Source organism: Enterococcus sp. DIV0756 (assembly GCF_051710745.1).
GTDB lineage: Bacteria > Bacillota > Bacilli > Lactobacillales > Enterococcaceae > Enterococcus_A.
Map to the genome: position 1 here is coordinate 1,741,798 of NZ_JBIOLF010000001.1, position 24,697 is coordinate 1,766,494.

The window sequence follows — 24,697 nt, forward strand, 5'->3', positions numbered from 1 at the left end:
TGGATAACTTCCTTCTATTTAAACTATTTATATTGAGGGTGACGTAGCACTCTTTGCAACGCGTGATAAAGAGGGACTGTCACCGCGATACCAAAAATATTTTGTACGAGATTACTTGGCAATGAAGCCAAACCCGCAGGCCAGCCAAATAATAGCGCAGTTGCTAAAGCATAGCCGACAATCATGAATAAACTCGCAAATAGGAACCCCGAATAGAGTCCTCTTCGATTAGGGTATTTTTGATACAGATAACCAAGAATAAAGCCTTGTACGCCATGAATCATAATCGAGAAAAAAGCCCATTCAGGATATCCAGAAATTAAATCAATCAGACCACCACTTAAGGCACCGACCAGTAAGCCGCCGGTTGGCCCAAAAAGCAGGGCGGAAGCATAAATTCCCACCTCACAGAGTGTAACAAATCCCTTTGTAGCAGGAATCGGGATAATGAAAAGGATTGAGAGGGTCACAGTCAATGCTACCATCATTGCCAATTTTGTCATTTCTTTTGTTTTCACACGATCACCTCCGATTTTACACTATCACCGAACCAAACATTGCCTTCGCCATTTTTCAAAAGAACGCCGTTTTTGATTCCTTGATAGACATATTCTTTACTCTCACTGATTGCAGGTATCAATGTCTTGCCTGAAACAAGATTTGCTGCAATAGCAGAAGCAAAGGTACACCCAGCACCATTGATTGTCACGTTTGCCAATTTCGGCTTGGAGAAGTTTTCAAATTTCTGCCCATCGTAAAAGAGATCCGAAGCGAGATCACCAGACAAACGTTCACCACCTTTGATCACTACTGATTGAGCGCCTAGTGCGATAATCCGTTCCGCTGCTTGTTCCATTTCAGTCAAATTAGAAATTTTTTGTTGGCTCAAAATTTCCGCTTCTTTTAAATTAGGTGTAATAACTGCAGCATGAGGAAAGAGCTCAATCAATTTTTCGCGGTAAGCATCACTATACACACGATTCGTTTCCTTAAATGCCATTACTGGGTCTAATACAATCGGACCATCAAACGTTCTCAAAAAGTTTTTGACAATTTCCAATGATTCTAGTTGATGAACTAACCCAATTTTTATGCCATCGATAGAAAGATTTTCCTTTATCGTACGTAATTGATCCTTTAATAGTTCAGTCGGCAGATCAGTGATTTCAAACTGTTCATTCTTCATAGTGGCAATACAGGTAATTGCAGTCAATCCAAACAAACGATAATTTTCAAATGTTTTTAAATCCGATTGCAAGCCACCTCCAGCAAGTGTATCTGATCCCGCAATCGTTAATACTGTCTTCGTCATAAAAAACTCCTCATAGTAAGACGTATAAATACCGTCAATCTTTAAACTCAAATTGAATTAATGATTTCATTATAAAGTTGTAAGTTGAAAAAGAAACAGCCAATTGGTTGTTTTCTATCTCATCCAATTGTGAGAGCAATTCCTTGTACCGAATCACAAAATACGTTAGCATAGCTGATGAGAAAGGGGATCATGTCGATGAAATTATTTATTGCTGGAGCCACAGGAAGAGTTGGCGAAGAACTGATCAAAGATTTAGTCGAAAAAGGACACACCATTTATGCTGGAGCACGTCGTGACGAAGATATTGAAATCAGCGATTCCGTTACGCCAGTTCATTTAGATTTACACGGTACTGTAGATGAAATTGCAGATACATTAGGGGATGCTGAAGCCGTGTATTTTGTTGCCGGATCACGAGGAAAAGATCTTTTACAAACAGATTTGTATGGAGCTGTAAAATTAATGCAAGCAGTGGAGAAGAAGGGGATTAAGCGATACATTCATTTAAGTTCACTATTTGCTTTACAGCCAGAAAAATGGAGTGATGCGTTGACGGATTACAACATTTCAAAATTCTTCTCAGATAATTGGTTGATTGATAAAACAAATTTAGAGTATACAATCCTACAACCAGGTAGCCTAAAAGAAACCCCTGGTAGTGGAAAAATAACTACAACCATCACCAAAAAATCAGAGAATTCGATTGAAAACGTCGCTGCTGTTTTAGCCGAAATCCTTGAACAAGATAACACCATTAAAAAAGTGATTCTGATGGGCGATGGAGATACACCAATCAAAGAAGCAGTAAATAAAATATAAAATATTTGATCCACTCGACAAGAATCCTTGTCTGGGTGGATTTCTCTTTTATTAATTCAGACGAGGCGAAAAATATTAAATAATTTCTTAGTTTTTCTACTGACTTAATGATAAAATAGAGACTGCCGAACATCGAATTCCGTGAGTAAGGAGCAGCCTTATGAATCTTCAAAATATCCATGATCTTAGAATCGAAGAGGGGGTTCAAATGATCAGAAAAAGAAAAATTGCGAAGTATTATATGAAAGAACAAGGTTTCGCTAAGAAAGAAGCGTACGAAACAGCGAAAAAAACGCAACCCGAATTTGCTGAAGCGCGCAATCTTTATCTTGCCTTGTTTTATGAAGCAAAACCCATATTTGCTGATCGTACCGAAAAAGAAAAAGCCTTAAGAGTTTACCAGGTATTTAGCGTGATTGCGTTGATTTGCTTCGTTATCTGGCTATTCAGTAACGGCTATCTTGATGGCTCCAGTGTAACAGACAACTTTTTATTGATTGCTCTGGTCATTAACGTGGCGATTACATGTTATTTTGATGAAAAGGTAACTGAACGAATCCATGAGAGAAAAATCAAAGATTTGTTACGATACAAGTCTGAAGCGATAAATAAACTAAAACAAGTTGAAGAAATCAAACGAAATATTTTTCGAGCAGAGCATCGTGGAATCGCATTAGTAGAAGAACGTAAAGAGGAAATAGAAAAGAATTCCGAACCGCAATCGAAAATTATTACACTTGAAAAAATAAAGGCTTTACGAGCAAAAATGAAGAAATAGCCAACTGCGTTGAGTGACTACGTAATTGGCTATTTTTGTGTTTCAATGCGGTTATCCATTTGCTTTTACTAAAAAGGTTTGCCATAATTTTCTATAGATAATTGAAGGAGGGCATTTAAATGCTTAAAGCAATCATTTTTGACATGGATGGCGTGATCGTGGATACAGAATTTCAAGATTTTCGAATTCAACAAGAATTCATTAAAAAAGAAAACCCTTCAATCAATCCAGCAGAAACCAATTTTGATGAATTGATTGGTCAATCTTACAACATGCTTTATGAAACGCTAAGAGAATTTATTGGTAGCAAGGATTCTTTGAATGAGATTAAACAGCGGTTTGAAGAATACAATGCGATCGCTTATCAAACAATCGATTATCGCGAACTATTCCGTAGTGATATTCTCTTGATTTTGAAATGGGCGAAGACCAATGGTATTTCACTAGCAGTAGCGTCATCATCAACTTATGAGCATATTATCGAAGTATTAGCTGCTTGTGGCATCAAAGAATACTTTGACGTCATCTACAGCGGTGAATTTGTTGAAGAAAGCAAGCCGAATCCAACCATTTATCTAAATACGCTCCAAAAGCTAAATGTCAATTCAGATCAGGTCATTGCTATTGAAGATTCTTATTATGGGATCTGTGCAGCTAAAGCAGCCGGTATTACAACGATTGCCTATAAGGAAACAAGGGCAATGGTGGATCAAAGCGCAGCCGATTATTTAGCTGTAGATATGAAAGAAGCCTATGAGAGGATCAAGGCTATAAATAAATAGGAGGAGCGGGGAATCTTGTTGAAAATAGTGCTAAATAAGCCATCGGCCTTTCTAACGTTCATTTACGCAATAGTTCTTTTACTTATCAAAAAAACTAGAAAACATACGTTATTACGAAAACGTATTCACTAAAAAAATAGATTTATGTAATGAATCAAAAATTGTTTAAAAACTCGTAAAATTGACGTTTAACGAAAAAATCTACAAAAATCATTATGGAAAATTTATATTACAAAAAGTACTCAAAAGATTATCGTGAACTTTTTTCAACGATCAACGATATCAAAACGAAAATTTGAAAAGCAATTCAGGTTAAAATTGTTAAACGAATAAGGAAAATGATTTTCGAATGGATAATTTACAAAAAATATAGGAAAAAGCACTAAAAGTACACGATAATCCCAAAAGTGATTCAAATACAAATCAGCGAATTAATGGATTCAATAAGTCTGGTTTTTAAGCATTTAACTTTGTTTAATGTATATTACCGTTAACTCATAAAATTATAACACCTCACTTGAGGTGTTATTTTTTATTGAATGGCTCATAATCGAAGAAATCCTTTAGGGAAATTTTCAAACCACCACATATTTTAGATAATGTTGATAAATTAGGAATTCTTTCTTCATTAATTATTCCATTCAACGTTGATTGTCTAATATTTGATAAAGAGGCGAGCTTGTTTATTGTTATGTTATTATCATGAGCTAATTGTAATATTCTGTCAACAATCATCTTATGTTCATCCAATTTGTTCATGCTCCACACTCCTTTTTCTCTCTATATAATAACACGTTTCGTTACCCTGATTAGGTTGATTATAGGGTTTTGATACGCTTATAATTACATTATAACCGATAAAGGTTAAAAAAGAGAAGAACATGAAGAAAGGAGAAAGCCAATGTTTATTAGCGCAGGAAAGTTAATTTTCGAGAAAGTTGAAGAGAAAGTAAGTAGTAAAGGCAATCCTTACAAACTGGTTCATATTATTGATACAGAAAACTATCAACGATTAGAATTTTTTGCAGATGAAGAATTTCAACAAAAAGTATCAGAAAACCAACCATGCAAAGTCACTTTGAAAGCCGTCAAAATGGGCTACAGCACGTCAATGAATTGTCTTGCTGTTAATCCTTCATAAGAAATATGGATGAACATCAAAAAAACCTAGACAATGAAATTCTAAACGAGCTAAAGCAATTGAACAAAAACACATATAACTTAATTTCCTTAATGAAAGCTCGTGAGGAAGATCGTTTGAAGGATAAACAGACACAAGCCACTAAGGATTCCGAGCAAGCCACTTTAGATTCTGAGCAGGCTGTTAAAACGGCTGAGTCACTCGAAGCAGAAAAAATAAAACAGGAAGCAGACGAGCTTCAAGACAAGCAACGACATGCTGAATTGGTTAGTGAGTTGAAAAAGACCAGTGAAGCAGTGGGCAAAATGAATTTAAGTGAAGATCAAGCAGACGTTTTGGAAGAGGTTAAATCTGTGAATAAAAATCTTCAAACAGTAATCGAGCAACAAGATTCAAGCACGCTGGTTCAAGAAAACTCATTTTCTCTTGGGACACTCGCATTTGCCGGTTTTCTCTTTTGTATAGGCGCCTATGCAGTATTGAAACTAGGCGGATTTGTTTATTCCGAGATAACTAAAAAAGTATTTAGATAAAATGTGGAGGTAATAATTATGAATTATTTTCTATTAGGCGCAACTATGCCAACTTTTCCGACGCTTGACCTTAGCGATCAAATTAAGTGGTTTCAAGATGGAATTACTGGAATCATGTCAGCTAATGCTAGTGTCATTATTATTGCTGGCGTAGTAATTGCCGCTTTCAGTGCTGCAATTTTCTACATCCGCCGATTTGGTAAAAAAGCAGTCAAAGGTTAAATCGTTTGGGCTAGGCTAATGTAGCCTAGCTTTTTTTATTGAAGTAGCTGAGTAACGTGTTGGGATCTCAACACATGTTTGACGAAGTAGGAAAGGAAGAAAATATATGCAAATGAAAAAAGTCTTTAAAGTGATCGGTGCGGTTTTTTTATTCTTTATTTTGGCTGTTTTAGCTTACCTGTTCACGCCGTTTCTGGCGTTAATAATGGTGTCAATGCAGTCAGTGACAGCAGTATTAATGGAGTTGGTAATTCTTCTAGTGTTTCTAGTTTTGACGAAAATATTGCTCCAAACTCTAATGGGCAAGAAGATTCAAATTCGAATGTTTCACTTGATGGCTCAAAAGATAAACCTGTTGAAAAAGAAAAAAATTCAGGAGGAATAACAACTTTTGCAACGACTTGGCAAGATGAAATTCGATATTTAAGAAATGAGTTCTATTCGTTTCGTTCTCTTGTTTGGGACGATTTTACTACGATCAACCTAAAAATATCTAAGGCGAATGAACGTATTGATAGAGTAGCAAATAGATTGACAGTCGTTGAAACAGACGTAAGCTCTTTAAAGACGCTAACCACAAGTTTAAACAGCAAAGTAAGCGAACTCTATTCTTTGCATAATATTCAACAGACGTCACTTGATTCTCATAGTGCTAGTATTAGACAACTTTATAGTTTGAACAATGAAAAAGGTGTTGTTTTAGGACAACATGCTAACTCAATTAATCAACTTTATCAATTAAGAAATGAACAGCAAAAGGTTCTTGAACGTCACTCCGAATCTCTAAACAATGCTGGAGAAAAGTTCAGTCAAATATACAGTTTAATTAATGATCAAGGTGTAGTGCTTGGTAGACATACAAGTTCAATCAATCAGCTTTATCAATTAAGAGACGAACACCAAAAGATTTTAGAACGTCATTCTGACTCTCTAAACTCTGCGGGTTTGAAATTTAGCGAGCTGTATCAGCTTCATAACATACAGCAAGATTCCTTAGATTCGCATTCTAAAATAATAAATAGCCACACAGAAACATTGAGTACAAATAAATCTCAAATATCACAATTATATCAACTTCATAATACACAACAAGATTCCTTAGATTCACATTCTGCTATTCTAACGGCTAATTCTGCTAGTATTCTTCAGTTGTATCAGCTTCATAATGCTCAACAAGAAGCAATTGACAATTTAAAAATTGAGCTTTTGGGCATTATCGCTGCAATTGTTAAAGCAAGTAGTGACAACATAGGTTTATGGGACGCAGAACACTATGACGGAGGTTCAGTCAGTGAGAATGATGGAAAAGCAGTAAGACTATTCAAGAATCAATTTCAAGAGTCTAGATCACATTTTGCGTTAATCATGAAACACTATTTTGACATGGACAACAAAGAGAGCTCCATTTATAGACTTAGATACTCGATTGTTGCAGGTTTCGAAGAAACAAAAGATTTGTTAAAGGAATGGTTTGTGACGCTCTTAGAAAGCCAAAATACGACTAATAAACTGCTTTTACTTCTAACCGATTGGTTAGAAATGCAACACGCACTTTTAGACAAGATACATGATGATTTGACTTATGTATTAACTGCATTGAATACCGTTAACACTAATCTAATGACAGTGATTAACAGTCTTGGTTTGGTCAATAGTAATCTGGGACAAGTCAATTCGAATTTAGGTTTCATATCGTCTCAATTGAGTACAACTAATACAAATTTGAGTACGATTATTACTTATCTATCACTCCAAGAGGAACATTTCAAAACTGCTGAGTTATATTTTCAATTTATTATTGGGTGGCTAGCTGATATTTATGAAAAAATCGGCTCTGAGGATGGTTCTGGCTGGATTAGGGAATTAATACAAACTATTGGGAGTCTATTAGAGACAGCAATTAAAACTCTAGGGACTGTGTTGGAAACAGCAATTCAAGAAGTAGGTTTTTTATTGAGCCAGGTCTTAGACTTTTTAAAAGGATTACTTGATGATCTAATTCATTTGATCGTTCCTGAAAATCTGGATTTTATTCATGAAAAATTTGACGATACAGGCGACTCTATCAAGATAAAATTTCCGTTCGTCTTTGGTTGGATTGATATTTTTAAAGGTTTATTCGGCGTTCAAACTAAAATCGAGGATCAACAATTTAATTTGAATGGTATGTTTGAGGGTGACGTTAGGCTTCCTTTTTCTAAATTAAATGATTTTGCTCCAATAATAAGGGGGTTCGCTACAGGATTTGTACTGCTAGGCTTCTTAATTGATATGTATCATTGGTTCCACTCTAGGGGTGAGGTGATCGAATGATTTTTGAAATGTTGTTCGAACTTTTATTTGGCGTCATTGATTTCATTATAGGATTGATTCCCTCATTCGATTTTGATTTTAATCTGGGATACATTGCCGAGTTAGGAAAAGTATTTAAGTATATAGATATTTTGATAGACGTAAAAGTTCTTTTAATGATAATTTCAGTAGTTGTCATACGAGATAATTTCGTCTTCTTAAAAAATATTTTTATGGCGATCGTTAAAAAAATCCCTTTTATCAATTAAGCAGGAGCTGAGGCTCACGCCCGCGTGAGTGTCAGCTCGCTTATTTAAAAGTATATTTAAACGTTGCCGAAAAAAATCTCTTAAGGGAGGAATTACACGATGAAAATACTAAAGTTCATAAAATGGAAAATCGTCGATATGCATAGGTATTATCAGCTTATTAAAGAAGGGAAAAAGCCTTTCAATGAGTATGGCTTGCGTCTTTATAGTGGTGTGCAAGGTTCAGGGAAAACTATGTCAATGGTAAAGGATTTGATTACGTATAGAGAACAGTATTCTAAGCTATTGATTGCTACTAATTTTGGGTACAAGGATGAAGATTTTTCTTTAACCAGCTTGGCGGAATTGCCTACTATTGCAAAAATAGCTCGTGAAAATGGTTATTGTGGTGTCGTGATCGGTTGGGATGAGATACAAAACGATTTCGACAATCAAACAAGATCGTTTCCAATCACTATTCTTCGTACGATCACACAACAGCGGAAACAGGGTATAAAAATATTGGCCACTAGTCAAGTATTTACACGAGTGGCCAAGGCAATTAGGGAACAAACCTTTGAGGTTGTAGCCTGTAAAACTTTACTAGGTCGTTGGACCTTCGAACGATACTATGACCCGATTGAGTACGAATATTTTATTGCTAATCCTGATAAGAAAAATAAGATGAGTTGCTGGCGTAGAAAAAACTTTATTCAAACTGATACTATCCGAGAATCTTATGATAGTTACGCTGTGATCGATTCTCTGGATACTCGTGTAGAAGAGGACGAAAAAGTTATTCAAGCTTTTTTCAATCGTTCGGAAATTAGTTGAGAATTCTAGTTGCATTTAACATTGAAAGTTAATAGAACACGAACAAACGTCACGCCTGGCATTCGTTTTCGTTCGTCATTAGGAGGTGGACTATGCAATTTTATGAACTATGTTGTTATTGGTCTGTTGTGATGATGGTGGTGATTATAGGTACAGTTATATATGAGAGTGAAAAAAAATAAATTCATGATTTGGAAAAATGAGGAGGGGTTTATCCTTATTTTTATGAATCATTTACCGGAGGCGCCGAGGTAGGGCGCTCAAACTTCAGTTTGAAAATTTAACGTGAGAGGGTTGATTGTATGTTTACAGAACATGAATTTTTTTTCGTGGATAAAATCTTTATTTTCGGTTTAAATGATAGAATGGCTCAATCTATTCAACTGAGAATACCTCATTCAGGTGAGAACTTCAATTTTCCTGTTAGGAAAAGCATTGATCTATCAGAGTTTTCTAGATGGGATCGTGTTCGAATCGAACTTGGCTTAACTAATAAAGGAAATTCTAAATCACCTCATTTTTATATCAGGAGAATTGAACGTTATATTTTGGAAGGAAGTGTCTCAAATTGAAGACTGAATTTCAGGATTCAACCCCCTGTTCTAACAGGGGGGTTATCACTCCAAACACTAACACATTAACATCTTGTGTTGACTGGTTTTCCGCTACTTTTTTCAATTGCAAAAATTGGCAAGAATTGTGCGGAATAATTTGTGTTTCAGAAGGACTTTTTGATGTTAAAGAAAAAGGGATCAACGGTTATTCAAAAAGTGCAATTTGGGGAAATATCCAAATCTTTTTTGATGGTCATTCAGATAACATGGGAATATTTTTAAATATGTCTGGGCAAGGTTGCAGACAATTCGAGGAGACTTTTGAGGAAACAGGATGGGGATGGAGCGATTTTTTTGAATATGTTTTAGGCTATGAAATGAATATCACTCGTCTTGATGTAGCAATTGATGACTTTTATGGATATTTTAAACTCAAACAAATTGAAAGTTGCATTAGGCGTGGGTGTGTTTTAAGTAGATTTAAAACTGCAAGAAATTTCGAAGAATTTATTTTAAAAAATGGGGAAACTAATGGTCAGACTATATATTTTGGTAAAACAGATGTCATCATTCGTTTTTATGATAAATATGCTGAAAGGGTGAATAAAGGATATGCTCTTAATCGCGAAATAGACTTTTGGCAAAGAACAGAAGTACAGTTGAGGGGAGATAGAGCTAAAGCCGCAGTAGAGACTATCGTTAATAATGAGTTGCAGATAGGAATATTCATTAAAGGGGTTTTGAATCGATATTTGTGTTTTAAAGAAAAGGGCACACAAAAACACCGAACGCAATGGAAAAATTGTCGATGGTGGGATAAATTCCTTAATGGCGTTGACAAAATTCGACTCTCGTTAACAGCTCCCGAAAAGACAATTTTACGTACAAAAGACTGGATTGACACACAAATATGTGCATCAGTAGCAACTCTTTTTGAAGCGCTCGGTGATGATCCACTTTTAATTGACTATATATTAAAACGTGGAAAAAAACAAATGTCTGAAAAACAAATAGAAATGGCAAATGATTTTAAAATGAATATCAACCAGAGAATTATGATAAAAGAGCAAATAAAAGAATTCATAGATTATCATAGTATTGAATTTGAAAAGGAGTGGATACCTAAGAATTAGCTCTTTTTGATTCCCTGATTAGACTAACTAATTTGTTTCTATCCCATAATTCAACATTTAATTTCTTAGCAAGTTGTTTGGCTGAATCGGTAAAGTAGCTATTAGTAACTACTATCGCTTGATCGAGAGAGTAGAAGCCAATACCTGAGTAAACCTCTTGAACGGCTTTATTACCAACTTTCTTTTTCCAGCGCTTACATTGAATTCCAATTTTTACAGAATCCTTGTTTGTAATTATATCAATGCCTTGATCGGATTGAGCTGGAGTTAATTTAGGATTGCGGTAATCAAGTTTTTCAAGCAAGTAAGCAATATATTCCTCAAATTCGATTCCTGACATAGAATCAATCGAACTTAATTCAGCATTAGCAAAGCGTTTAATTTTCGAAATAAATGGAATAATTTCAATTAAAAAAGCAATGATAATTGCTGAAATTCCTGAATATAAAAATAAAACTTGCTCATTAGAGTATTTAAAAAAGTAGATTAATAAACAGATCCCAATGAAAAGAAATCTAAAAGTATCTTTTTTCACGAATAATTTCCTCACAAAACAGTAGATTTTAATAGCATTATAGCATAGTTGAAATATTACAAATAGATTAAATAACCAAAAAGTAGACATCCAAATTAAAAAGTCTACTTACTAAAAAACTCTATTTAACTTTGTTTAATGTATATTATGTAAACTAGAATAAAAAATTTAAAGGAGCTGCTGTTTAAGCTCCTTTATTTAGGCTTCAATAATGAACCGTTCATTTTCTATTTTAACTAACTATTTTCTTGCAACAATTTAGAAATATTTCCGTAACCGAACTCATTCGCATAATCTTTTGCTGTTTTACCGTAATTATCAGCAATGTTTGGATCTGCATCATGATTTAATAATTCGGCTACAATGTCCTGATAAACTTGTGAACCATCTCTTAATGCAACAGCTTCGATCAATGCTGTATAGCCGTAGTTATTTTGATGATTGATATTCACTCGGCCATCATTTAAAAGTATTTTTACATTTTCCAGATGACCTTTTTCAGCTGCTGGAATCAGTGCATTTCCGCCAAAACGATTGGTAATGGCTTGATCTGGCGAACTATTAGTTAGCATATAAGCTAAAATTTCTGTTCTACCTTCTGCTCCTGCGTATAGATACGGACTGTCTTGAATAGCATCTTGATAATTAATATTCGCACCAGCATCAACCAACTTTTTAGCGATTTCCACTTGGTTATTATGCACAGCAATCATCAAAGGCGTTTCTTTTTTATCATTTACTTCGTCAATTGGATATGAAGAAGATTGAAGAATGTCGATAGTCTTTTCAAGATTATTTGTTGACACTGCTTGTAACAAACTTCCTGGATTGTACGTCATAGCCTCTTCCTCCTTTGGCTGTTGGGCACTAGATGCTTTACTTTCTATTGTTTCAGAAGAAATCCTCATTTTTGACGAAGAAGTTTCCGTGTGACTGTTCCTTTTATTTGATGAATCGAACTGACAGCCGCCTAATAAAATAAGAAAAAGACCTGCAATAATGATTTTTTTCATAGTCATCCTCCTCAATCTGAATTTTATTTAACTATTTAAATAGGCTCGTTCATCTCCCTACTCATTTTCGCACATTATAGCATTTGTATGATGATTCAGCAGTTTTGAGAACTCCAATATAAGAATCATTTTAACTGGTAAATTGCGTTTATTAAGAATTGCTTACATTCTCTGAGATAATAGATAGAAATGCTGGTATATCAATGGATTTTACCGTGATCAGTTTGACCTCCAATTAAAAAACCGATAAACTATTTAAGTATATGGAAAATAATGATGAGGAGCATGCAAATGTCTCGTTTAAAAAAATATAGTAACTTTATAAATACTAGAATCGGCTTCTTCAGCCTATTAATTGGTTTGCTTTGGCTTAAAAATATGTTTGCTTATGTCGTCGATTTTCATTTGGGAATTCAAAACCCGATGCAATTATTTATTTTATTAATCAATCCGTTAAGTGTTTCGATGTTGCTAATCAGCATTGGGCTCTTTATCAAACGCTCAAAGGTCGCTTATACGACTTTGTTTATTATTTACGGAATTTTGTCGATTTGGCTCTTCTCTAATGCGGTCTATTATCGTGAGTTTACGGATTTTATTACGATTAATACGATGCTTGGCGCTGGCCAGGTTTCAACCGGTTTAGGTGAAAGTGCCGTCCGGCTGTTTCGCTGGTATGATATTTTTTATATCTTAGACTTGTTTGCTCTACCTGTTCTACTTTTTAAGAAGAAAATTATCGTGGAGGAAAAACATCCGCGATTTCGTAAAGCGGCCGCTCTTTCTGCTCTCTCCTTACTAATATGCAGCGGGAATATTTTCTTGGCTGAAATTGATCGCTCAGGGCTGTTGAGTCGTCAATTTTCTCGTGAAAATTTAGTAAAATATCTTGGTGTCAATGCTTTTACCGTTTATGATAGTTATCAAACGTTTCAAAATAACCAAATCCGGGCGGAAGCTAGTCCGAATGATTTGAAGGAAGTAAAAAGCTATGTGAATGAGCATTATGCGGAACCAAATGATTCAATGTTCGGTCTTGCTAAAGGGAAAAACGTGGTTTACATTCACTTAGAAAGCTTTCAACAATTTCTGATTGATTATCAGCTGCCTGATGAGAATGGGGTTAATCATACGGTGACGCCATTTCTAAATAGTTTGTATCACGGTGAAAGTACCTATAGTTTTGACAACTTCTTCCATCAAGTAAAAGCTGGAAAAACTTCAGATGCTGAAACATTAATGGAAAATTCTTTATTCGGATTGAATCAAGGAGCATTATTCACGCAAATGGGTGATAAAAATACCTTTGAAGCCGCTCCGAATATTCTAAGTCAAAAAGCCGGATACACCTCTGCTGTTTTTCACGGACATTCGGCTTCATTTTGGAATCGCGATAAAACCTATAAACATTTAGGCTTTGACTATTTCTTTGATTCCTCTTATTACGATATCAATGATGATAATTCGTTCCAGTACGGCATGCACGACAAACCTTTTTTAAATCAATCAGTTCAATACTTAGAGCATTTGCAGCAGCCTTTTTATGCGAAATTTATCACAGTCTCCAATCATTACCCTTATTCTCGCTTTAAGAATGATGAGGATGGATTCCCTGTCGCTAATACGAAGGATGAAACAATTAATGGCTACTTTGCTACTGCTAATTATTTGGATACTGCTCTAAAAGAATTTTTTGATTATATGAAGGCTAGCGGCCTTTATGATAATTCGATCTTCGTTTTATATGGTGATCACTATGGAATCTCAAATACACGAAATAAGGAGTTAGCTCCTTTGCTTGGAAAAGATTCGGACAGCTGGACAGATTTTGACAACGCTCAGCTGCAACGCGTACCTTTCATGATCCATGTTCCTGGAGCAACAAATGGCGGCATAAATCACACCTATGGTGGACAAGTCGATGCTCTCCCTACTCTACTTCATTTATTGGGAATCGATTCGAAGAACTACCTGCAATTGGGTCAGGATCTATTCTCACCCGAACACAAACAAGTTGTCGCCTTTCGTGACGGAGACTTTGTTACTCCACAATATACCTTCTATGGTGGGAAGATGTATGATAATCAAACGGCACAGGTAATTGATGAGCCAACACCTGAACAAGAGAAAACCTTTGTAGAGCTGAATCAGGGGGTTGATGAGCAACTGATAACTTCTGATAAAATTACTAATGGTGACTTATTGAGGTATTATCAAGACAGTGGTTTAAAATCAATTGATCCCAGTGCTTATGATTATCGTAATCAGAAAGAACGGTTAGAAGAAATAGAACGACAAAAAGGAGCACAGTCCTCTAGTTTATATAGCGAAAATAATCAAAAATCTACCGTTGGACTATATAAAACAAAATCCTATCAGCAATATGAGTAAAATAAATCCTCCAGTCTTTTTGACTGGAGGATTTATTTAGTCTTGTCTTCTTTGCAAAGCTTCTTTTCTCAATTTACGTTGGGCCTTTTTCGATCCACGATCAATGTCTCGACGTTCTTTACGTGTATGGAAGTCTTCAAATAGATTTTCTAGTGGATAGTCCGCTGGATAAAGTTCACTGGCTCGGAACTCAAGCTTAATTCGTCGCTTTGGTACTTCGATAAATTGATCATTCAAAAAGACCGTCACATTGTCTGTGAATGGTACTTCTTGATAAACAAGAGCTGATGTTTGTTGTTCCAATAAAAAGATTTTATCGCCCTTATAATAAGTCATTTCAACCGCCTCAGAAGCCAACTTCTTCGCTTTCTTCTTGAAGGTTTTCTTTTCAAGGTTGTAATGACGATCTGAGAAGTAATTCTGCGCTTTAGCGAGAATCTGATCAGAGATCGCCATTTTCTTAGCAATCCACAAAGCATTACTTTCTCCGGTTTGACCAATTAATAAACGATACTTTGGAGTTAAATGCTCAGCATCAAAATCCATTGCTGCGGTAATAAAATCAGGATGCTGTTCCGCAAACCGTTTAATTTCACCATAGTGAGTAGTAGTTATTAGAATACTCCCCTTTTGATAAAACTCTTCCATGATAGCGATCGCTAATGCCGCGCCTTCATTTGGTTCAGTTCCGCTGCCCAATTCATCTAATAAAATCAAACTATTTTTATGCGTTTGTCGCAGAATTTCAGAAATATTTTGCATATGTCCTGAAAAAGTACTCAACGCATTTTCAATACTTTGAGCGTCACCGATATCAACGAAAATCTGATCGAAAATCGCTATTTCAGTTCCCTCTTTAGCGGGTATTTGTAATCCGATCATCGTCATTAAAGTCATTAAGGCAACCGTTTTTAATACGACGGTTTTCCCGCCTGCGTTTGGTCCAGTAATCGTTAATCCGCGATAGTCATCACCAATCGTTAAATCTAGTGGGACGGCGTTTTCAATTAATGGATGAGTCGCGGATATCAAATGGATGTAGCCATAACCATTTATTGCTGGAGTGATCCCCTTTAACTCACGACTAAATTTTCCGCGAGCAAAGATATGATCAAATTCCGAGATGATCTCAATGTTCTGTTGGATCAAAGGTAGAGCCTCGGCAAGTAACCCCGTCAAAGTCGCAAGGATTTGATAAACTTCCGCCTCCTCTACCATTCGATGATAGATCAATTGCTCATTCCAACGACTGACATTGCTTGGCTCAATATAAGCGGTTGTTCCTTTACTAGAAAGCTCAATAATTGTGCCTTTCACTTGCTTCTTATACGCAGCCTTAATCGGCACAGTGAAGACATCATTTCTTTTAGTAATGATCGCCTCTTGCATTTTTTCTTTATTTTGACGAATAAATTTCTTTAAAAGATCCTGTATTTTATCTTGTGTTTCCGCAATATCGCGACGCGCACGACGTAACTCGCGACTAGCATCATCAACGATCCGACCATTGCGAATCACTTGGTAAATCTCCGCTTCAATTTCATTAAAATCATTTAGTCCTTGAGCGTAACGATTTAGTGTCGGTGCGATACTTTGGTTCTTCTCAAAGAATTGTTGAATCAATCGTAGGCTTCGTAAAAAATCGGCATATTCTAATAATTCTTGAGGTGTTAGAACAAATCCTTTTTCAAGCTGATTGGTGATATGTTCGATACTTTGCAATCCCATAAATGGTACGTGTAAATTACTGTCAAGTAATTTTTTAGCCTCAGTTGTTTCATTCAATCGCTTTTCGACAACTGAAAGTTTTGAATGCGGTTGGGTAGCTTCTATCAACTTCTTGCCAAAGCTACTAATTGCATAACTGCTTAGTTGTTGTTTGATTTGGTTAAATTGTGTTTTTGTAAATGTTTCGTTATTCATGGTCTCTTCCTTTCGATTGAAAAGACACCCATCGAAGCCTTGGAAACTTAGCAAAAATATCATTATGAAATTCATACGCATACGATTTAATCAACTATCATGAGCACGGATAAACTGACTCACAGCTAGCTCGCCTATAAGGAATTATTTTTCCAAAAAACGGAAGAATAATTCGATTTTCGTACGCATACGATTCCACTAGGTGCGCTGAAGTGCACAGTGGAAGTCGCAAAAAAAGCTGTGAAGATTCCTCTTCACAGCTTGAATAGATATTCATTAGCTTTGATAGGTATCATCTAATTTGGCATGCGAAATAAACCTGTATCAACAGTCTTTTTTTCGCTATCAAGTTACTCCAAATTAAATAACTACACTCACCAAGACACCTCATAATTTTTGTTAAGTTTCCTTATTGCTAGTCTAACGTGGCATTAGACATTTGTCAATTTTTAATTGAAATTAACCAATTTTTGCTGGAACGGGTTTTACACCATCATTGATGAAATACACTTGGTACCAAGTCAAGAATGTGTAGATCGTCCAGATTTTACGACGACCATCTGCTGTTCCGGCAAAGTTATCGTCTAGTAGTTTTACAATTTTCTCTTGATCAAAGAATTCTTTGACAAAGTCTTGCGTGAACACATCACGGACGATTTGATAAAACTTCTCTTCTCGTAACCAATCCTTGATCGGTACTGGGAAGCCAAGTTTTTCACGGTTGTACCATTCCTCTGGTAAGTGACGTGCTGCCGCTTGGCGGAAGGCGAACTTCGTATTTTCAGCATTGATCAAGTATTTAGTGGGCACGACTTCAGAAACTTTCATCATTTCTTTGTCGAGTAATGGCACCCGAACTTCCAACGAATTAGCCATCGCTAATTTGTCAGCCTTCAATAGAATATCTTTTGGCATCCATTGGTGCATATCCAAGTATTGCATCTTTTTGATCTCAGACATATCTTGAACTTTTTCGTAATGAACATCAACAATGTCTTTGATCGTTGGACTTTGTTGGTATTCAGGCTGTAAATAGTCAACAGCTTCATCTTCTTCAAAGACCTTCGCTTGACCAATAAAGAACTCTTCGGCCGGTGCTAAAGAAGTATACAAATGCAATGCGCCTTTAAAGGTTTTGCCCTTCAATCCCTTCGCGATCGAGTAACGCATACCTTTTGGTAATTTTTTCAAGCCTTCAGCAACGACCTTAACTGCTTTTGACTTTGTATTCATACCATATGCTTGATAACCCGCAAACAATTCATCAGCACCTTCACCACTCAATGCCACTCGTACGTCACGGCTAGCAAGTTCGGTTAAGAAGTATAACGGTACACATGAAGGGTTAGAATCCGGTTCATCTAAGTGGTATTGAATCAATGGGAAGTATTCAAAGGCTTCATCGCCGGTCACCACACGAGAAGTATTATTTAAATCAATCAAATCAGCCAATTTTTTAGCTTCAATTGATTCGTTATATGATTTATCTCCAAATCCAATCGAATAAGAATGCTCTGGGCGTAAAACAGCCGTTACATAACTTGAATCCACACCTGATGACAAGAATGAACCAACTTCAACATCGGCAATTCGATGCGCTTCAACTGATTTCACCACGGTATCATCAATTAAATCAACGGTTTCTTCTAAAGTCATATTGGTTTCTTGTTCTTTCACATCCCAGTATTGCTGAATGTCCAACTTACCATCTTTGTAGATGAAATAATGGCCTTCTTTGATCCGATAAACATTTTTAAAGAAGGTTTCATCCAATGCTGAGTATTGGAAAGTCATGTAAGGTTTTAAGGCTTCCTTGTTCAGTTCTTTGACAAAATTTGGATGCTGTAAGAAACTCTTGATTTCTGAACCATACATAAAAGTTCCATTCATGATTGTATAATATAGAGGTTTGATCCCAAAATGATCACGGGCACCAAATAACTCTTGTTTTTTCGTATCCCAGATCACAAAAGCAAACATCCCGCGAACTTTTTGTAATAAATCAATCCCGTACTCTTCATAGCCATGCAATAGTACTTCAGTATCTGCATGCGTAGTAAAAATATGGCCCTTAGCAATCAAATCTTCACGAATGCTTTGGTAGTTATAAATTTCTCCGTTAAAGGTAATAATTTTGGTACCATCTTCATTCTTGATTGGTTGCGTTCCACCTTCAAGGTCGATGATACTTAAACGACGGAACCCTAGAGCGGCACCTTCATCAATAAATTGCCCCGCACTATTAGGTCCACGGTGAACGATTGTATCCATCATATTTTTAACAATTTGTTCTTTTTGCGTTGTATTTGAACGATCAATAAATCCTACAATTCCACACACATTCTCTACCCTCTTTCAAACATGGTAAACTGATACTCTTTCATATCAACTTTCAAAGTATATCATAGGATTTGCGGACTTTCACGAGTGAACGTGATTTCCTCTAAAAAAAGCGCCGAAAAATTAATTTTTTACAAAGAGCAAAATGAACATTCAAAGAAATTCAAAAAAAAGAACAACACATATCCTCCAAAGTAGTTTTGGCGCAACATGTGTTGTTTCATTCTTATTCAGTAATCGTCAACGGAACTAAGAAAGGATAGCTGCCAAAAAATTCAATCAACGATTTGTTTTTACGATCGGTATTTAGTTTTAGACTGCTTGATTCCTCTGTCGGACTTTGTTCGATCGTCACTGTCTGATTTCCGTCTAAGGCAATTAGGTAACTGTTCTCATTAAGCTTTTTAAAGTCATAATTGTCATTGTTCATAGTTGTAATAAAAATTCTGTCCAAGACATCAATCGGAGTCTTGTGATGAAGGTCTACGGATAGATCCAATGGCTTACTATTGTCTAATAAGTTGTCATCGAACTCGAATCCAAGTTCCTTCATATGGGCCATAACGTCATTCATTTCACGGCTGAACATTGAATTTTGACCACTTGTGTAGATATGCTTGTTATAGCAATCTTTTAACAAGGTTAATACAGCGTCGTCCAAAACGATTACTTTCATCGTTTCAGGATAAACTTCCATTAACTTGATTTTTTCATTTCGAAACTTGCCATCAGAGGTCGGCATCATAAAACTAAATTTAATTACATTCGCACTTGTCAAACGATAAGAAAGATTGAAATGTTTGCTCTCCCAGGTAGAAAAGTCATTTGTCGAAAGATACAACCCATAATTTTCTAACGGCTTAATCAGTTCAAAGGTAATGTACTCTAATAAAGCGCCCTTAGCGATCGCTGAAATCGAAAATTCTTCACCAATAAATATTTTTTTGAAGTAGTCCAGCAATGTCGGAAAATCAGATTCCATCAGTACTTTTCTAAACTTTAAATCAGCGATTTCTTTTTCTGCATCATCTATCAATCGCAATAAATCCTGATAATTCTCATTCCGATTATCATAATAATTAAGTGAAGAATCGCTAACAGATTTAGCTTGAGGTGTCGCCTTAAAAGCTTCCACAGATTCTTCCGTCGGTTCATCATCAGGGTGGAGAATTTCCTTCTCACGAATATTTAAGCCGGGTTCTTCAGAGTCGACTAAAGTATCATAGATCTGGTTAATTTTGTTCTTTTCTTCAGACATTTATTCCGCCCCCCTGTTTAAGAAATCTTTGATGAAAATCTCAAGTGCGGCATCCATTTCCTCTAATCCGCCGAAACGTTTCTTAATCAAACGCAATTCTTTTAATGCAATTGCCTGTTCTAGTTCAAGACGGGCAATTTTGCTTTCCAATGCAATTTTTTGGGATTCTCCTGATAACTGATCGCCAACAAAAGGCGTCCATTCACTTCGTTGCTTTTTTAATTCCTTAAGCTTGTCATCAATAACTTCAATTTCTTCTTCGATTTTTTTTCGATTCATGAAGCTTTTTGTTTCTTCAAGCTCTGCTTTTAGTTTTTCCTGATGCGCAATTTTACCGTTTATTTCTCTTAATTCTGATTGAGCAGCAATTGTTTTCGCATCAAAGTCATCCTGTTGATTCTGAAGCGCTAATAATTGCTCTTTATAGTCACCCTTCATGACCCTTTCCCATTGATCACGAATCTCAGGTAATATTTTTATCGTTGGCTGTGTCGCATCCACTTGCAACACTGAGCGATCTCTATAATAGCTGCCTATTTGATAGTTCATCAAGATTGGTGAGACAACCTCCCGCATGATCATAAATGGGAACGTCCTCTGAATTTCTTGATCCAATTTGCTTGTCAAAAAATTATCGATCTCATGATTGGCATTACTGGATTGTTGGATTGAGGCTGGCAATTCATGCCAATAGATTTGGTAAACGTCACCCATACGTTCTTCTTTCATTGCCTCTTCCAACCGTTTGATCTGCCCCATCAACCCACCTAACACATCGGAAGCAGATTCCTTCACTGAATCAAATGAAGTTTCAGTTTGAAGTTCTTCCTGTTTCTCTGGAGTCTCCATCTAAGACCCTCCTTCATTTTTATTAGTTAACTATATAATAAATATTACCATAATTATTATTGATACCCTTCATTGAAAGAGAAAATACCTACATATTTCCCTTAAAATCAGAAACCACTCCTCTATTTTACCCTAGCTGAAGGATAATGATAAGTATAAACTGTTAGCGAGTGTAAAAAAAGATTGTGTCAGTTTAATAAAATGACACAATCTTTTTAATTAATTTGTTAATCCGCCAAAGAAATCTTTAATTTGCTGCCATAAATTTGCAAAAAATCCTTGATTCTCTTCTAATTTACCTTTGAGCGAATCACCAAATTTTCCAAGTTGATCAGAAACCTTATTGACAGTTCCTTTGAAGTCATCACTGATTTTGTCCAGCTGTTGAATGGATTCCTTATCCAGCACTCCATCTGTTGTTTGGTATTGTTGTGCTAGTGTAACTAACTTATTGATATCGTCTTTAGTCACATATTGGGAAAGGTTATTCTTTTCCAATGCATCGTTCACAATTTTCTCAACATCTTCTTTAGTGGCTAACTCACTTTGTTTTTCCTTGAGATCAGCCAATTCCTTTTTGATATCTACTAAAGTTTGATTTAATTGCGCTTTATAGGCTTCATCAGCTTTTTCTTTTTCACTATCAGAAAGGTTTTGATTTTGACTTTGCTCATTCGCTTTGTTAACAACCGATTGTGATACATCTGAAGTTGTATCCAGTTCTGTTTGGGCTAATTGTGCCCGTTCCGGATCAACTTTTTCGCCATTTGATTCAAACGCTTTGTACACACCGGTCAAAGCACTTTCCCCTGTCACTTTTACTACGCTTGCTACTTTAACCGTTGCATCAGTAATACCCGCAGTAACTAACGGATTTTTATATTGGTCGGCTGTAATTTGTGTTATATTTTGCGGCGTCAAGATTTTAACATTAATTCCTTTTCCTAGATCTTCACGATTCACAACGACTGAGCTCAACATTACGCTGTCATCACCGCTACCATAACCCAAATATTTAACTAAATCAGCACCTGTGGCCTTTTCCATTTTGACACTGTCTTGAGTGATTCCTAATTTATTCATCGTTTCGTCTAATTGCTGCTGGTTCAATCCTGCTCCAGCAACAAAAGTTGGTTTTCCCCAACGTTCATTAATTGCTCCATCATCAGAATCAGCATGAGCGTTGGAGCTGTTTAATAATCCTGCTCCTAAAGAGAGTCCGATACCTGCCAATAAAATATATTTATGAAGTTTCATACTATTGCCTCCTGTTTCTTGATAATCCCATTTTAGCTGATTTGACCTTGTTTACTAACTCAAAACTCTTCTGTTTAACTAATTATTTACCAAGCTTAGAATCTCTTAAGTATTTTTTCAGTCTTAAGGTGGAGGAAAAAATTATTTTCCTATGGTTTCAATATAAAAAACTTCTCAACATTTTCTGTTGAGAAGTTTCAAGAATCAATTCTCTTTAGTTGTAAAATGAATCTTCTCTTGGTCATCACGTTCCAAGTAAGTCGTTTCTTTTAGATAGCTAAAGTGTAATTCTTTGATGCTGTTATCCTCCAGCATTTTTTCGTAGCCTTCAAAAATTGCTCGAATATATTGTTTGTAGGCTTGTTTTTTTCGTTGTCGCTTGTTCATAAGACACCGTCCTTCTTGGTTATCTTACCAAGCAACGGCTTTTCAGACAAGTATTTTATTGATAGGTTTGGTTTAAATAAGTCAACAAATCTTTAGAAAGATCCGTCGCAGATGTCCCTTCAGGTTTATTCTCAAGGAATTCAACCACTGAATAATTTTGCTTTTCCGTATCAAAAGCGTAAAGGAAACTATTTTCCTGTCCTTTTTCATCTTGTTTTTGTTTGATTTCTGCCGTACCCGTTTTGGCTGCTAATGGAATATTTAGCGCCGCTAGGCTGTGGGCAGTACCATTTTCGTCACTAACCACCGCTTGCATATCAGCAGTAACTGTTTCAGCAGAGCTTGGTCTAATTACCTCTTTTTCGTCTTTTGTTTCCTTATCAGCGATTAGCTTAGGATAAACCATTGTTCCTTTGTTAGGAAAGACAGAATAAGCTGCAATCTGTTGAATAGGATTCAGCAACAATTGACCTTGTCCATAGCCAGTATCTGCTAGTAGAATTTCTGAGTCAAAGCTATCTTTGCTGGAAATTTGCGCTTTGTCCATTGCAATCGGCAGATCCAAATCTTTTCCAAAAATAAATTTATTTAATCCAGCTCGGAATGTTTTCTCACCCATTTTCAAAGTTTCTTGCGCCATATAAATATTATCCGAATAGACTAGTGCCGTTCGCAAATTGACTGGACTTACATCGGATACGCGCGTCACTTGATAGGAACCCCAAGAACTGTCTTTTTGCCATTTTAACCCATTGATCGTTAGCTCTTCATTCGGATTTAGCGTACCTGCATCTAAGCCAATTGCAGCCGTAATTGTTTTAAATGTTGAGCCAGGTGCATACCCTGTGGCGAAACGACTCATAAAGGGTTGGTTTTTATCATTGCTATACGCATCGTAGTCAGCTTGACTGATACCATTCGTCATTTTATTTGGATCAAAGCTTGGTGAACTAGCCGCAACCAATAGTTCGCCCGTTTTAGGAGCCATCACAACACTTGAACCAGGCTGGCCGTTTAACCCGCTATAGGCGATTTGTTGTGCGCGACTATCAATCGTCAATTTGACATTTTCGCCGTCTTTTTTATCGATTTTTTGTAAGACTTTTTTCTCAGTTCCTTTACTATCAGTGATAGTCAAAGAACCACCATCTTTTCCTCGCAGCTGTTTATCTAATGCCATCTCTAATCCACTGCGACCAATCAAACTTTCACTAGCAAGCTCATTATTTTTTTTCAGATCTTCAGCAGTTACTTTCCCTACATAACCAATCAGCTGTGCTGCTGCTTCCTTTAATGGATAGGTCCGCCCGGTTGTTTCTCTAACTTCTAAACCATCTGCCGCGTCTTTTGGTGCATCAGCGGATGTTTTTAGTGGTACGAAGTAATCTTCTTGTACCCATCCTTGAGCTAAGGCTGATTCCACTTCCTTCGAAGTAATATCTAAGCTCTTAGCAATTGCAGCGATTTTTGCTGAACGTTCTTCTCCTGTACCAAGGTTTTTAGGGACCACTCCCAACTGATAAACCGTCCCATTTGTAGCGATGCCTTGTCCACTACGATCGAGGATCTCACCACGAGTGGCAGGATCAACGGAATAAGTGATCTTATCCTTACCAGACATACCAGGGAAAATCAGATTTGGCTTCCAGTTTATTTCTTTCCCATCAGCTGTTAAGGTTCCAGTGTATTTTTGATTCTTTAACTTTCCGAAACCCGTATTGACTGACAGCTCATAGGCAAATTGATAACTGTTATCTTTTTTATCAATGGTTAAATCCTTCATTTTTATATTCGAAGCATTGATTCCTGAAAAAATCGATTGGTATTTTTCGGCTACTTGTTTCTTCGTATACCCACTGGCTTTAACTGATTCTGCATTCAAGTTTTTAGTGATATCTTGATAATTACCTTTTTGCAGGCTTTTTACAAATGCCTGAACGGTTGCTTCACCTTGTTTTTTTTCCTGACTTGCTTGATAGGCGCGTACTCCAAAGAAACCGGCAGCAAGCAAAATAATAATACCAATGATAATGAACGGCAAGTATTTGTTTGATTGTTTTTTAGTGCGTGTACTTCTCTCCATATAGGGTCCC

The 24,697-nt window shown here is 36.2% G+C and carries 24 protein-coding genes; 12 read left to right on the top strand and 12 right to left on the bottom strand.

Annotated features, from left to right (window positions below; genetic code table 11):
• Positions 1–23 precede the first annotated feature (23 nt).
• Both IGI44_RS08475 and IGI44_RS08480 read right to left on the bottom strand, forming a co-directional pair.
• Positions 24–518, bottom strand: coding sequence for an ECF transporter S component (locus IGI44_RS08475; RefSeq protein ID WP_438787335.1), 495 nt, complete (start codon positions 516–518; stop codon positions 24–26).
• The gene (locus tag IGI44_RS08480) at positions 515–1,312 is read right to left on the bottom strand and encodes a bifunctional hydroxymethylpyrimidine kinase/phosphomethylpyrimidine kinase (RefSeq protein WP_438787336.1); all 798 of its coding nucleotides are present in this window, start codon (positions 1,310–1,312) and stop codon (positions 515–517) included. Before IGI44_RS08480 ends, IGI44_RS08475 begins: the two co-directional genes overlap by 4 nt.
• Positions 1,313–1,510: 198 nt before the next feature.
• Here IGI44_RS08480 and IGI44_RS08485 point away from each other — a divergent pair, with 198 nt between their 5' ends.
• From IGI44_RS08485 to IGI44_RS08495, 3 genes are all read left to right on the top strand, one after another.
• Entirely contained in the window at positions 1,511–2,134 is a 624-nt protein-coding gene (locus IGI44_RS08485; protein WP_438787337.1) for an NAD(P)H-binding protein, read from the top strand.
• 160 nt (positions 2,135–2,294) lie between these two features.
• Positions 2,295–2,912 (top strand): hypothetical protein, encoded by a 618-nt coding sequence (locus IGI44_RS08490; protein ID WP_438787338.1) that lies wholly within the window; start codon positions 2,295–2,297, stop codon positions 2,910–2,912.
• 119 nt (positions 2,913–3,031) lie between these two features.
• Positions 3,032–3,694: an HAD family hydrolase gene (locus IGI44_RS08495; protein ID WP_438787339.1), complete on the top strand. Its 663-nt coding sequence runs from the start codon at positions 3,032–3,034 to the stop codon at positions 3,692–3,694.
• A 525-nt stretch (positions 3,695–4,219) separates the two neighbouring features.
• Here IGI44_RS08495 and IGI44_RS08500 read toward each other — a convergent pair.
• Complete coding sequence (locus IGI44_RS08500; RefSeq protein WP_049221567.1) at positions 4,220–4,453, bottom strand: helix-turn-helix domain-containing protein; 234 nt, start codon at positions 4,451–4,453, stop codon at positions 4,220–4,222.
• Positions 4,454–4,595: 142 nt separating this feature from the next.
• Between IGI44_RS08500 and IGI44_RS08505 the strand changes: the two genes are divergently transcribed.
• The 8 genes from IGI44_RS08505 (at position 4,596) to IGI44_RS08540 (ending at position 10,651) form a co-directional block, all read left to right on the top strand.
• Complete coding sequence (locus IGI44_RS08505) at positions 4,596–4,835, top strand: hypothetical protein (protein ID WP_438787340.1); 240 nt, start codon at positions 4,596–4,598, stop codon at positions 4,833–4,835.
• A gap of 59 nt (positions 4,836–4,894) precedes the next feature.
• Positions 4,895–5,368 carry a hypothetical protein gene (locus tag IGI44_RS08510; protein WP_438787341.1) on the top strand — a complete coding sequence of 158 codons (474 nt, stop codon included), beginning with the start codon at positions 4,895–4,897 and terminating at the stop codon, positions 5,366–5,368.
• An 18-nt stretch (positions 5,369–5,386) separates the two neighbouring features.
• On the top strand, positions 5,387–5,590 hold the full coding sequence (locus IGI44_RS08515; protein WP_049221577.1) for a hypothetical protein: 204 nt from the start codon (positions 5,387–5,389) through the stop codon (positions 5,588–5,590).
• A 106-nt stretch (positions 5,591–5,696) separates the two neighbouring features.
• The gene (locus IGI44_RS08520) at positions 5,697–5,975 is read left to right on the top strand and encodes a hypothetical protein (protein ID WP_438787342.1); all 279 of its coding nucleotides are present in this window, start codon (positions 5,697–5,699) and stop codon (positions 5,973–5,975) included.
• Between the two features lie 146 nt (positions 5,976–6,121).
• A complete protein-coding gene (locus IGI44_RS08525) occupies positions 6,122–7,903 on the top strand; it encodes a hypothetical protein (protein ID WP_438787343.1) in 1,782 nt (593 codons plus the stop codon).
• A 347-nt stretch (positions 7,904–8,250) separates the two neighbouring features.
• Positions 8,251–8,964: an ATPase gene (locus IGI44_RS08530; RefSeq protein ID WP_438787344.1), complete on the top strand. Its 714-nt coding sequence runs from the start codon at positions 8,251–8,253 to the stop codon at positions 8,962–8,964.
• Between the two features lie 302 nt (positions 8,965–9,266).
• On the top strand, positions 9,267–9,536 hold the full coding sequence (locus IGI44_RS08535; RefSeq protein ID WP_438787345.1) for a hypothetical protein: 270 nt from the start codon (positions 9,267–9,269) through the stop codon (positions 9,534–9,536).
• A complete protein-coding gene (locus tag IGI44_RS08540; RefSeq protein WP_438787346.1) occupies positions 9,533–10,651 on the top strand; it encodes a replication initiation factor domain-containing protein in 1,119 nt (372 codons plus the stop codon). Before IGI44_RS08535 ends, IGI44_RS08540 begins: the two co-directional genes overlap by 4 nt.
• Here the strand turns inward: IGI44_RS08540 and IGI44_RS08545 are convergent.
• Together IGI44_RS08545 and IGI44_RS08550 are read right to left on the bottom strand one after the other, a co-directional pair.
• Positions 10,641–11,186, bottom strand: a complete 546-nt coding sequence (locus tag IGI44_RS08545) for a restriction endonuclease (protein WP_438787347.1) — start codon at positions 11,184–11,186, stop codon at positions 10,641–10,643. The two genes, IGI44_RS08540 and IGI44_RS08545, sit on opposite strands and share 11 nt — an antisense overlap.
• 236 nt (positions 11,187–11,422) lie before the next feature.
• On the bottom strand, positions 11,423–12,199 hold the full coding sequence (locus tag IGI44_RS08550) for an ankyrin repeat domain-containing protein (RefSeq protein WP_438787348.1): 777 nt from the start codon (positions 12,197–12,199) through the stop codon (positions 11,423–11,425).
• A gap of 291 nt (positions 12,200–12,490) precedes the next feature.
• Here IGI44_RS08550 and IGI44_RS08555 point away from each other — a divergent pair, with 291 nt between their 5' ends.
• Positions 12,491–14,590, top strand: a complete 2,100-nt coding sequence (locus tag IGI44_RS08555; protein ID WP_438787349.1) for an LTA synthase family protein — start codon at positions 12,491–12,493, stop codon at positions 14,588–14,590.
• 36 nt (positions 14,591–14,626) lie between these two features.
• Here IGI44_RS08555 and IGI44_RS08560 read toward each other — a convergent pair whose 3' ends face one another.
• The 7 genes from IGI44_RS08560 to pbp4 form a co-directional block, all read right to left on the bottom strand.
• Complete coding sequence (locus tag IGI44_RS08560) at positions 14,627–16,513, bottom strand: endonuclease MutS2 (RefSeq protein WP_438787350.1); 1,887 nt, start codon at positions 16,511–16,513, stop codon at positions 14,627–14,629.
• Positions 16,514–16,972: 459 nt separating this feature from the next.
• A complete protein-coding gene (asnB, locus tag IGI44_RS08565; protein ID WP_438787351.1) occupies positions 16,973–18,853 on the bottom strand; it encodes an asparagine synthase (glutamine-hydrolyzing) in 1,881 nt (626 codons plus the stop codon).
• Positions 18,854–19,079: 226 nt separating this feature from the next.
• A complete protein-coding gene (locus tag IGI44_RS08570) occupies positions 19,080–20,111 on the bottom strand; it encodes a hypothetical protein (RefSeq protein WP_438787352.1) in 1,032 nt (343 codons plus the stop codon).
• On the bottom strand, positions 20,112–20,960 hold the full coding sequence (locus tag IGI44_RS08575) for a hypothetical protein (RefSeq protein WP_438787353.1): 849 nt from the start codon (positions 20,958–20,960) through the stop codon (positions 20,112–20,114).
• Between the two features lie 219 nt (positions 20,961–21,179).
• Positions 21,180–22,217, bottom strand: a complete 1,038-nt coding sequence (locus tag IGI44_RS08580) for a DUF1002 domain-containing protein (RefSeq protein WP_438787354.1) — start codon at positions 22,215–22,217, stop codon at positions 21,180–21,182.
• 204 nt (positions 22,218–22,421) lie between these two features.
• Positions 22,422–22,604: a hypothetical protein gene (locus tag IGI44_RS08585; RefSeq protein ID WP_438787355.1), complete on the bottom strand. Its 183-nt coding sequence runs from the start codon at positions 22,602–22,604 to the stop codon at positions 22,422–22,424.
• A 55-nt stretch (positions 22,605–22,659) separates the two neighbouring features.
• Entirely contained in the window at positions 22,660–24,687 is a 2,028-nt protein-coding gene (gene pbp4, locus IGI44_RS08590) for a penicillin-binding protein PBP4(5) (RefSeq protein ID WP_438787356.1), read from the bottom strand.
• Between the last annotated feature and the right edge of the window lie 10 nt (positions 24,688–24,697).